General features: G+C 62.6%; 8 protein-coding genes and 1 pseudogene. 6 read left to right on the top strand and 3 right to left on the bottom strand.

The genetic code is table 11. The features are described 5' to 3' along the window. Positions 1-1,409: biosynthetic-type acetolactate synthase large subunit (gene ilvB, locus VOI29_RS18625; RefSeq protein ID WP_323782069.1), on the bottom strand; the 1,409-nt coding region annotated here is incomplete at its 3' end. A gap of 404 nt (positions 1,410-1,813) precedes the next feature. Here ilvB and VOI29_RS18620 point away from each other — a divergent pair. The 3 genes from VOI29_RS18620 (at position 1,814) to VOI29_RS18610 (ending at position 5,147) form a co-directional block, all read left to right on the top strand. Then, positions 1,814-2,665, top strand: coding sequence for a hypothetical protein (locus tag VOI29_RS18620; protein WP_323782066.1), 852 nt, complete (start codon positions 1,814-1,816; stop codon positions 2,663-2,665). A 98-nt stretch (positions 2,666-2,763) separates the two neighbouring features. Further along, positions 2,764-3,717: a hypothetical protein gene (locus VOI29_RS18615; RefSeq protein ID WP_323782063.1), complete on the top strand. Its 954-nt coding sequence runs from the start codon at positions 2,764-2,766 to the stop codon at positions 3,715-3,717. Between the two features lie 281 nt (positions 3,718-3,998). Continuing rightward, positions 3,999-5,147 carry a lytic murein transglycosylase gene (locus VOI29_RS18610; protein ID WP_323782060.1) on the top strand — a complete coding sequence of 383 codons (1,149 nt, stop codon included), beginning with the start codon at positions 3,999-4,001 and terminating at the stop codon, positions 5,145-5,147. Between the two features lie 20 nt (positions 5,148-5,167). Here VOI29_RS18610 and VOI29_RS18605 read toward each other — a convergent pair whose 3' ends face one another. Both VOI29_RS18605 and VOI29_RS18600 read right to left on the bottom strand, forming a co-directional pair. Beyond that, the gene (locus VOI29_RS18605) at positions 5,168-5,812 is read right to left on the bottom strand and encodes a response regulator transcription factor (protein ID WP_024090531.1); all 645 of its coding nucleotides are present in this window, start codon (positions 5,810-5,812) and stop codon (positions 5,168-5,170) included. A 62-nt stretch (positions 5,813-5,874) separates the two neighbouring features. After that, positions 5,875-7,302 (bottom strand): cache domain-containing protein, encoded by a 1,428-nt coding sequence (locus tag VOI29_RS18600; RefSeq protein WP_323782072.1) that lies wholly within the window; start codon positions 7,300-7,302, stop codon positions 5,875-5,877. Positions 7,303-7,584: 282 nt separating this feature from the next. On the opposite strand from VOI29_RS18600, the gene VOI29_RS18595 reads away from it, so the two are divergent. The 3 genes and pseudogenes from VOI29_RS18595 to VOI29_RS18585 form a co-directional block, all read left to right on the top strand. Then, the gene (locus tag VOI29_RS18595; protein WP_323782058.1) at positions 7,585-8,667 is read left to right on the top strand and encodes a TRAP transporter substrate-binding protein; all 1,083 of its coding nucleotides are present in this window, start codon (positions 7,585-7,587) and stop codon (positions 8,665-8,667) included. A 140-nt stretch (positions 8,668-8,807) separates the two neighbouring features. Continuing rightward, a complete protein-coding gene (locus VOI29_RS18590; protein WP_323782054.1) occupies positions 8,808-9,734 on the top strand; it encodes a C4-dicarboxylate ABC transporter permease in 927 nt (308 codons plus the stop codon). Positions 9,735-9,749: 15 nt separating this feature from the next. Then, positions 9,750-10,148: pseudogene (locus VOI29_RS18585) on the top strand (C4-dicarboxylate ABC transporter permease); the annotation flags it as partial.

The following is a 10,148-nucleotide window of genomic DNA, read 5'->3' as shown; positions in this document are numbered from 1 at the left end:
TTCACCGGCAGGCGGAATTGCACCGCGGTGCCCATCTCCTGCATGTTCATCAGCCAGGACGCCTCCCCCGCGACATTGATCACCAGCGCATCCGGATGCGCCATTTGCGCGCCGATCGAGGCCGGGAAGCCATAGCCCATAGTGCCCAGGCCGCCGGAGGTCATCCAGCGGTTCGGATCCTCGAAGTTCAGATACTGCGCCGCCCACATCTGGTGCTGGCCCACCTCGGTGGTGATGTAGCGGTCATGGCCCTTGGTCAGCTCTTCCAGGCGCTGCAGCGCATATTGCGGTTTGATGGTCTGGTCCGAATTCTTGAAATTCAGGCAGTTCACCGCGCGCCAGTCATCGATCTGCTTGTGCCATTTGGCCAGCGCCTCGCGGTTGACCTTGCGGCCGCGCGACTTCCAGATCTTCAGAATGTCTTCCAGAACATGGGCCACATCGCCGACAATCGGAATGTCCACCCGGATCACCTTGTTGATTGAGGAGGGGTCGATGTCGATATGCGCTTTCTTCGACTTCGGGCTGAAGGCGTCGATTTTGCCGGTGATGCGGTCGTCAAAACGGGCGCCGATGTTGATCATCAGGTCGCAGCCGTGCATCGCCATGTTGGCCTCATACAGCCCATGCATCCCCAGCATGCCCAGCCAGTTCTTGCCCGAGGCCGGATAGGCGCCAAGCCCCATCAGCGTCGAGGTCACCGGGATGCCGGTGCCGTCCACCAGCTCGCGCAGCAATTGGCTGGCCGCATAGCCGGAATTGATCACCCCGCCGCCGGTATAAAACACCGGGCGTTTGGCCGTCTCAAGGGCGGCGACCAGTTCGGTGATTTCCTCCATGTCGCCTTTGACCTGCGGCTGGTAGTGGGAGGCAGCGGGTTTCGGACCGTTATAGGTGCCGCTTGCAAACTGCACGTCTTTGGGAATGTCGACCAGAACCGGGCCCGGACGGCCCGTGGTGGCGACATGAAAGGCTTCATGTAGGGTTCCGGCCAGCTTGTCGGTGTCCTTGACCAGCCAGTTGTGCTTGGTGCAGGGCCGGGTGATGCCGATGGTGTCGGCTTCCTGAAAGGCGTCGGAACCGATCATGAAGGTCGGCACCTGGCCGGTGAGGACCACCAGCGGGATTGAATCCAGCAGCGCATCGGTCAGGCCGGTCACCGCATTGGTCGCGCCGGGGCCCGAGGTCACCAGCACGACGCCGGGTTTTCCGGTGGAGCGGGCATAACCCTCGGCGGCGTGCACCGCGCCCTGTTCATGCCGTACCAGCACGTGGCGGATGTCATTTTGCAGAAAAATCTCGTCATAGATCGGCAGCACGGCGCCGCCTGGGTATCCGAAGACCACGTCCACACCCTGATCCTTCAGGGCTTGGACAACCATCTTTGCGCCGGTCATTTCACGTGTCATCTGCTTATTGCTCCAATTGGCGGCATCGTCCGTTACGCATAAAAAAAGCCCCCGATTTCAAGTCGGAGGCGCATGGGTTCGATTATGGCTTACCGTTACCGGCCCATGCGCTTGGTTCCTACGATTACGACTAGGGTGGTCACGGCCACAGGCTCCTTTTTGCGTTGCGGGCGACATTATGGGCGCTGGACAGGGGCGTCAACCGTCAAAGGTATCAAAAAGACGCTGTGCAGGGACATTTTCTTGCTCTCAGCCCGGGGTGCAGCGACATTTCCGCGAATTCAGCAGGCTGCAACCGTGAAGAATCGTTCAAAACCGGCACTCCGATGTCCTGTTTTTGCCAGATTAGCAGAATTTGCGCAGGCAAGCTCACCTCACAGAGGTGCACAGGGAGGGATGCAAATATGGTTCAACTTTCTGATCTGGTCGATCTGGGGCGTTATCCGATCGACCGGCCCGGCTCCGAACCTTTTGCGCGGCTGATCGCGGACCTGCAACGCGAACTGGGGGCGGATGGCTGTGCCGTGCTGCCGGGATTTGTCCATCAGCACGGTATTGCCAGGCTGGCGGCAGAGGCTGATGCGGTGGCGGAGAACGGCCATAAATCCTTCAGCCGCACCAATGCCTATTTCAGCAAGGACGACGCCGCGCTGCCGCAAAGCCATCCGGTGCGCCGGTTCTATGAGCGCTCCAATGCCTTCATTCCGGCGGACAATTTCGGCCCGGACAGCCCGCTGCGGGCCATTTACGAGTTTCCCGGTTTCATGCCCTTCATCCGCACCGCCCTGGCAGAGCCAGAGGACCGTTTCTTCCGCTATGACGACCCGCTGGCCGATGTGATCATCAACATGGTCGAGGAGGGGCAGGGCTTTCCCTGGCATTTCGACACCAACAATTACACGGTGACACTGGCGATCCAGAACGGCGAGGCGGGCGGAGATTTCGAATATGCCCCGATGCTGCGCACCCCCGCGGATGAGAATTATGACGGCGTGGCGCGGGTGCTGGCGGGCGGCTCGCCGCTGGTGCGCAGGCTGGTGCTGCAGCCGGGCGACCTGCAGATCTTCCGCGGCCGCTATTCGCTGCACCGGGTGGCCCCGGTCGCAGGCCCGCGCAGGCGTTATGTCGGCATCTTCTCCTTTGCCGAGAAGCAAGGCATGTGCGGCGGGGTCGAACGCACCGAACAGCTTTATGGACGGGTGCTGCCGCGCCATTACGAGCGTGAAGGCCTGCGTGCTGACGGGTTGCGGGATTGATTGCTGGTTGACCCGTCGGCGGCATGGGCTGCACAACTGCAGCAGGCCTCTCTTTTGCCGCCAAAGGAAACGAACATTTGCCGAAGGTCATTTTTCACTTGAAACAGCGGCAAATCGGCAAGGGTCCCTCAAACCGGGGCTTTGATCTTTACCGGGTGATCGAGCGGATGATTGCGGAGGCCGGCGGGCAGGCGGAACGGCGTGTCCGGGACGCTGATATCCGGATCGGCACCCGCCAGGTCACTGACGCCAGGTTCAAGGACGGCAACCTGCACGTCATCGATGACCGGCATGTGCAAATGCCCAATGTGCTGAATGCGGCCCCGGCCTATTTGCCGGGGTACTGGCATCTTGATCCCAAGGGGATCCGCAGCCTGAGCTCGATCGGCAGCCGCCCGTTCCGCAGGGACATGGTTCCGTTCCAATACGCCAAGCGTTTCTACGGCCGGTTGCAGCGAAAATTCAAGGATCAGCGGCGGTCCCGCCACCGGCAGCAGCAGGAACAAACCAGCCTTCCGGCAGGTGCGGTCGCGGTCTTTTTCCAGGGCAGCTACCCGCGCGAGGCCGGCGCCACCCGTTTCAGCGACATCAGCATCTTGCAAGACGTTCTGAACGGTGCCGGAGACCGTGCTGTTCTGGTCAAACCGCATCCGTTGACAGCGGATGTAGAAAGTTTCTCAGCCCTGCTGCAAATCGCCCGGCAGGACCCCCGTGTCATCCCCACCCAGGCAAATGTTCATGATATTCTGGCCGCCAGCTGTGTCTCGGTATCGGTGAATTCCGGCGTTGCCCTCGAAGGCTTCCTGCACCGCACGCCAGCTATTCTTTACGGCGCTTCGGATTTGCACCGCATGGCGGAAACCGTCACCCGGACAGGGCAGTTTGCAGCCGCGCTGGAGCGCGCATTGGCCCGCACCGGCGGCTATGCGCAATTCATGACCTGGTATTTCCGGAATAATTGCCTGGAAATCGGCGCGCCGGACCTGGAATCGAAGATCTGGGAGATTTTTGCCCAGGCAGGTTTCCCGCGGCGGCGGTTTGCATTAGCGTGATCCGGCAAAAGACCGGTGCCTGGCATTTTGGCGGAGAGTGCCCGGCCTGGTCCTGCCGTTCATGGCAACCGCTCGGGCAGCGAGATCCCCAGCAGCTGCCCGGAGGAGGAACCCCGGTCATACAGAGGACCGCCCCGCTGGCCAGCTGAAAGGGCAAGGCGGCAGGTCTTCGCTGCGGCGGAATTCCGGGCCTTGGCGGCCCGGCCCGTTTCTGGCAGCCTGTCCGGTAAATGACCCCGTATCACAGGGGCGCAGAGCAATCACAAAAAACGGGCAGCAGTATGAGCATCACACGGCGTCACTTCGGATTTGGCCTTGCAGCATTTGGTCTGACGGCCTGCAGCAGCACAGTGCCTTCAAACAGCGGCTCCAGCGGCAGCACCGGCCTGCCGGCGGACCTGCGCCCTGCGCCCAATGCGGGCTATGACGCCTGGGTGGCGTCGTTCCGCAGCCGCGCCGGGGCGCGGGGCATTTCCCAATCCACCCTGCGCGCCGCGTTCCGCGGTGCCGGCTATCTTCCCGGTGTGGTCACGCGCGACCGCAACCAGACCGAATTCAAACGCACGCTGGAGGATTACCTCTCTATCGCCGTCTCGGAGGAACGTCTGTCCAAGGGCCGCGCAGCCTTTGGCCGCCATGCGGCAACGCTGCGCGCGCTGGAACGCGCCTATGGCGTTGATGCGGAAATCATCTGCGCCATCTGGGGGCTGGAGAGCTTCTACGGTGAGCGCCGCGGCAATGTGCCGGTGATCTCGGCCGCCTCGACGCTGGCTTATGACGGGCGGCGCGGGGCGTTCTTTGAGAAACAGCTGATTGCGGCGCTGAAGATCCTGCAGAACGGCGACACCACCCCCGCCCGGATGACCGGCAGCTGGGCCGGGGCGATGGGGCATACCCAGTTCATCCCGACCTCTTATCAGGCTTTCGCAGTGGATTTCACCGGCGACGGGCGCCGCGATATCTGGTCGGAGGATCCCAGCGACGCGCTGGCCTCCACCGCCGCCTATCTGCAGCGCAACGGCTGGACGCGGGGGCTGAAATGGGGCGGCGAGGCCGGGGCGCCGGGCACCCCTGCAGGCCGCATTCTGCAGCCGCAGGCGGGCGGGCCGAAGTTCTCGGTCACCGGAAACTTCAATGCGATCAAGCGCTACAACAACTCGGATTCCTATGCGATCGGAGTGGGCCATCTGGCCGACCGGATCGCAGGCGGCGGCCCCTTGCGCGCCGGTTTCCCGCCGGACCGCTATGGGCTGACCAAGGACGACCGCATCCTGCTGCAAAAACGCCTGACTGCCAAAGGCTTTGATACCGGCGGTGCCGACGGGGTTCTGGGGCCGAAAAGCCGGGCCGCCATCAGCGCCTACCAATCCAGCCGGGGATTGCCGGCATCAGGTGATCCATCGCCGGCGCTGCTCGCAAGCCTCGGCTGAAGCCATCGGGGGCCGGCGCTTCAGAACCCGGCGCCGGTCCCCTGCAGCACACCATGTTCCAGCGCGTAGCGGGTGAGCCCGGCAGTTGAGGAAATGCCCAGCTTGCGTTTGATGTTCTTGCGGTGTGTCTCAACAGTTCTGACCGAGATATCAAGCGCCTGCGCGACCTCCTTGTTGGATTTGCCCTGCGCCAGCTCCAGCAGGATGGTCTGTTCACGCCCGGTGAGCGCCTCGCGGCTGTCGCCGCCCTTGGGCTTCAGCGACCCCGCCGCCCCGGTGCAAAGGTAGGTCTGCCCCTCCATCACCGCGTCGATGGCCTGTTTGATCTCTTCCGTGGGCACATCCTTCAGCACGTACCCCATGGCGCCATGGCTCAGCGCGGTTGAGATATATTCGGCGCTGTCATGCATCGACAGGATCAGGATGCGGGTGCCGGGGTGCTGCTCCAGAATGATCTCGGTTGCACTCAGCCCGCCAAGATTGGGCATGTTCAGGTCCATCAGCACCACATCCGGCGCCAGGGTGCCCATCTGCTCCACCGCGTCGCGCCCGTCAGTCAGCGACCCGATGACCTCGATATCGTCATAGCTTTCCAGGATCGACTGGATGCCCTCGGCGACCATCGGGTGGTCATCAACGATCAGAACTTTCACCGGATCAGCCATTATCCCCCACAAGGCAGCTTTCCATCAGTTCAGAGGCCCGCAATCCGCCGCAGCCTCTCCGGTTACGGCAATTGCGCAGATGTTCCCTCTTCACCCGGCGGCAGCAGGTGGCTGAGAGGCAGGCTTGCCTCGATCACCGTGCCGCTTTGGGTGCCACGTGATGACAGAATGCGCAGGGTGCCGTCAAGCTGCTCGATCCGCTCCTGCATGTTGCGCAACCCGATGCCGGGGCCGGAGCGGTCATCGCGCGGCGGCAATCCGCGGCCATTGTCAGTGATCCGCATCGTGGCGCCCTTGGTATGGCCGCGCAGATCAATGGTGACCCTGCTGGCCTCGGCGTGGCGCTCGATATTGGTCAGCGCTTCCTGCGCAATCCGGTACAGCGCGATCTTGGCGTCCTGATCCAGCCGGTTGCGGAACACCACGGTGGAAAACTCGGTCTCGATGCCGGTGCGGGCGGCGAAATCACCCGTCAGCGCCTTCAGCGCCGGGCCAAGGCCCAGATCGTCCAGCACGCCGGGGCGCAGGTCGCGGCTGATCCGGCGCACCTCGGTGATCGCGGTCAGCAGGCTGTCGGTGCCTTTCTCCAACGGGGCCGCAGCACCATCGCTGTCTCCGCGGGACAGCCGCCGCCGGGTGTTGTCCAGCGCATAGCGCACCCCGACCAAAAGCTGGCTGATGCCGTCATGCAGTTCCCGCGCCACCCGGCCGCGCTCTTCCTCCTGGGCGTCGAACACCCGCTGGGTCAGCTCCTTCAGCTTGGCATCCGCCAGCCGCCGCTCGCGCAGGTTCAGGAACATGCCGGAGGCAAACACCAGCACAAGAGAGACCAGAGTGATGCCGCCGATATAGATAAAGGTACGCTGCACCCGCGCTTCCACCTCCGCGCGGGAGGCGGCCACCGTGGCCAGAACATCGTCGATGAACACGCCGGTGCCGATCGCCCATTGCCAGTCCTGCAGCCCGACCACATAGGCAATCATCTGCGCTTCTTCCCCGGTCGAGGGCTTTTGCCAGGTGAAGGTATGCCAGCCCGCGCCGTTACGGGCGAGCCGGACGAACTGGTCCACCACCGGCACCCCGGCGCTGTCGGTCAGGCCCGCCCAGTTGCGGTTGATGAATTCGGTCTGCCGCGGGCTCACCAGGTTGGTGCCGTCATAATCATAGACAAAGAAGAACCCGTCCTTGCCGTAGATCATCGCACTGAGGATCTGGGTCACCTGCTCCTTGGCACGGGCATCGTCCGGCGCCGCCAGACCATAGATATGGGCAAAGCCGTTGCGGGCCTGGGTCACATAGTTGCGCAGCTCCGCCTTCTTGGCCTGCAGCAGCTGCTGCTCCAGCGCCTGGATCTCGCCTTCGGCCAGGGCGCGCGACTGATAGCCGACCAGGACGGCGATTGCCGTGCCCGCCAAGATCAGCGGCAAGGTCATCAAAAGCGACAGTTTCTGCGCATAGGTCGGGCGCAGGAGAGCGGTGAACAGGCGCATCGGCAGGGTCCCGGAATTGGTCAGGATCTTGTACCGAATCATTCAGCCGCCGCCCAGAAGAATCAATCGGACTGTCCCGGCCTGCTCCGCTGACGGGTGCCGGCCGGGGCAGTTTCCTGGCGGATATGGCCCGGATCGCGCCGCAAAAGCAGGAAAAACCTCCCGTTCTACGCAGTAGTAGGTATTCCCTTTGAACCTGCCGCCGCTAGGCTGGCCGGACTCGAACCGATCCGCCCGGGGGGACCTTCCGGGCAATCCGAATGATAATGGGAGGAATAATTAATGGATCGCCGTTCTTTTTTGAGGACTTCCGCGCTGGGCGGAACCGCTGCAGCAGCCAGCACACTGGCGGCACCGGCCTATGCCCAGGGCAAACGCACCCTGACCATGGTTACCACCTGGGGCCGTGGTCTGGCAGGCGTGCATGATTCGGCGCAATATGTGGCCGACAGCATCACTGCCATGTCTGACGGCAACCTGACTGTGGACCTGAAAGCCGCAGGCGAGCTGGTCGGTGCGTTCGAAGTGTTCGATGCGGTGACCGCAGGCCAGGCCGACATGTACCATGGTGCGGACTATTACTTCACCGGCCAGCATCCGGGCTATGCCTATTTCACCGCCGTGCCCTTTGGCATGACGCCGCAGGAAATCACCAACTGGTACTACCACGGTGATGGTATGGCGCTGCATGACGAGCTGGGCGAGATTTTCGGCCTGAAGTCGTTCCTCGGCGGCAACACCGGCCCGCAGTCCGGCGGCTGGTTCAACAAGGAAATCAAGGGCCCCGAGGATTTCAACGGGTTGAAATTCCGGATGCCGGGCCTGGGTGGCAAGGCGCTGGGCAAGCTGGGCGCCTCGGTGCAGAACATTCCGGGTTCCGAAGTGTATCAGGCGCTGTCCTCCGGCGCCATCGACGGCACCGAGTGGATCGGCCCCTGGGCGGACGAGAAGGCCGGCTTCCAGGAAATCACCAAGACTTATTACACCGCGGGCTTCCACGAGCCGGGCGCAGCCCTGTCGGTTGCCACCAACCGCGATGTGTTCGATAGCCTGTCGCCTGCCCATCAGAAGATCATCGAGATGGCATCGGCAGCCGGCCACCAGTGGAACCTGTCGCAGTTCATGAACAACAACGGTGCCGCGTTGCAGCGTCTGCAGTCCGGCGGCGTCAAGACCCTGGAATTCCCGGACAGCGTCTGGGATGCCTTCGGCAGTGCGACCAAGGAAACCCTGGACGAGTTCATGGGCGACGAGCTGTTTGCGAAAATCCGCAGCAGTGTCGAAGCGTCGATGAAAGCCTCCTCGGGCTGGATCACCAAATCCGAAGGCGCCTACCGCATTCAGCGCGACCGCGTCCTGGGTTAATCTGCCTGACAGGCATCAATCGGGTCCTCCGCCGCCGCGCGGGGGATCCACATGCAGTTGCTGATACCGCGGGACGGCCGGCCAACGCCGCGCGCCCAACCCGCTAACGGCGGCTTCGCAGCAATCTTCCCGGGGGGAACATGCAGGAAGAGAGTGGCATCACCTTCTTTGGCGCAATCTGGGGCGGGCTTGTCTGGCTGATCCAGAACATCGCCAGCGCCTTTTACAATTTCGGCTACGCCGTCACCCATCCGCAGCTTTGGCTTGACTGGTCCGACAAGGCCTCGGTCATGCGCTTTGTCTATTACGGCGGCTCGGCCGAGTTCTTCTTTGTCGTGTTCACCGCCTTCCTGGTGCTGACCGGTATCGGCCTCTACTACCGCAATGTCATGTGGGCCATGGTCCGCGGGCTGGAGGGCCTGGCCAATACCACCGGCCGCTTCTTTGCCTGGGCGGGCCTGCTGATGGTGCTGCAGCAGATCATCATTGTCTTCATGCAGCGCGTGTTTGCCCGGCCCGACATCAGTTTCGGCTTTGGCATCCCGTTCAGCCAGGATGTCAGCTGGTTTGCAGAAGAATTGAAGCTGTACAATGCCTTGGTGGTCTGCCTTTGCGTGACCTACACCTTTGTGCAGGGCGGCCATGTGCGGGTGGACCTGATCTATTCCGGCATCAGCTTCCGGGCCAAGCGGGTGGTCGACATGCTCGGCTCGCTCTTGTTCATGATGCCCGCCGCGGTGCTGACCTGGATGTACGGCTGGTTCTTCCTGTGGCGCCACCTGATCGTGCCGAAACCCTCGGCCTCGGACAGCCTTGACCGTCTGGTGATGAAATCCCGCGCCCTGCGCTGGAACGTGGAAACCATCGGCTTCAGCCCCAACGGGTTCAACGCCTACTTCCTGTTCAAGATCCTGCTGGTCCTGTTCGCAGGCCTCGTATTCCTGCACGCCATCGCCTTCTTCTACCGCTCGTTCCTCGAGTTCGCCGAAGGCCAGGGCAGTGAAAACAAATACCTCGACAAGGACAGCCTTGGAGAAGGTGAAGAAGCCTACGAAGGCACGCACTAAAGGGACGTCGGAAACATGCTATTTGGACTTGATGGCGTCGAAATCGGGCTGCTCATCGTATTTCTCTGCCTCTTCGGGGGCATCCTCTCCGGCTTTCCGGTGGCCTTTGCCATCGGCGGCGCCGGGATCATCTCCTTCGGGATCATTGCCGCGCTGGACAGTTCCGGCATCCTGATTCACCAGGCCATCGACACCTCGTCGCAGGCCTACCGCGATCTGCTGAACTCCGGCGTCAGGCCGGATAAGGTCTCGGTCTTCCGATACCCGGATCTGCCAAGGCTGGCGGAACCTGTGTTCACCCAAGGCTGGGAAGTGGCGCTGGACCGCAACGTCTCGTTTATCGTCAACCGGATGAACGAGCGGGTGCTGGCGGGTGCGTCGATCGAGACCCTGCTGGCGGTGCTGATGTTTGTT

Origin of the sequence: Leisingera sp. (assembly GCF_034669605.1) — a bacterium.
GTDB lineage: Bacteria > Pseudomonadota > Alphaproteobacteria > Rhodobacterales > Rhodobacteraceae > Leisingera.
The sequence above is the reverse complement of the archived record's forward strand: the minus strand, read 5'-3'. Positions and strand labels throughout refer to the sequence as shown.

Coding starts and splice junctions, on each gene's coding strand:
- VOI29_RS18620 (WP_323782066.1), top strand. CDS start 1,814: ATGGTTCAACTTTCTGATCTGGTCGATCTGGGGCGTTATCCGATCGAC.
- VOI29_RS18610 (WP_323782060.1), top strand. CDS start 3,999: ATGAGCATCACACGGCGTCACTTCGGATTTGGCCTTGCAGCATTTGGT.
- VOI29_RS18605 (WP_024090531.1), bottom strand. CDS start 5,812: ATGGCTGATCCGGTGAAAGTTCTGATCGTTGATGACCACCCGATGGTC.
- VOI29_RS18600 (WP_323782072.1), bottom strand. CDS start 7,302: ATGCGCCTGTTCACCGCTCTCCTGCGCCCGACCTATGCGCAGAAACTG.
- VOI29_RS18595 (WP_323782058.1), top strand. CDS start 7,585: ATGGATCGCCGTTCTTTTTTGAGGACTTCCGCGCTGGGCGGAACCGCT.
- VOI29_RS18590 (WP_323782054.1), top strand. CDS start 8,808: ATGCAGGAAGAGAGTGGCATCACCTTCTTTGGCGCAATCTGGGGCGGG.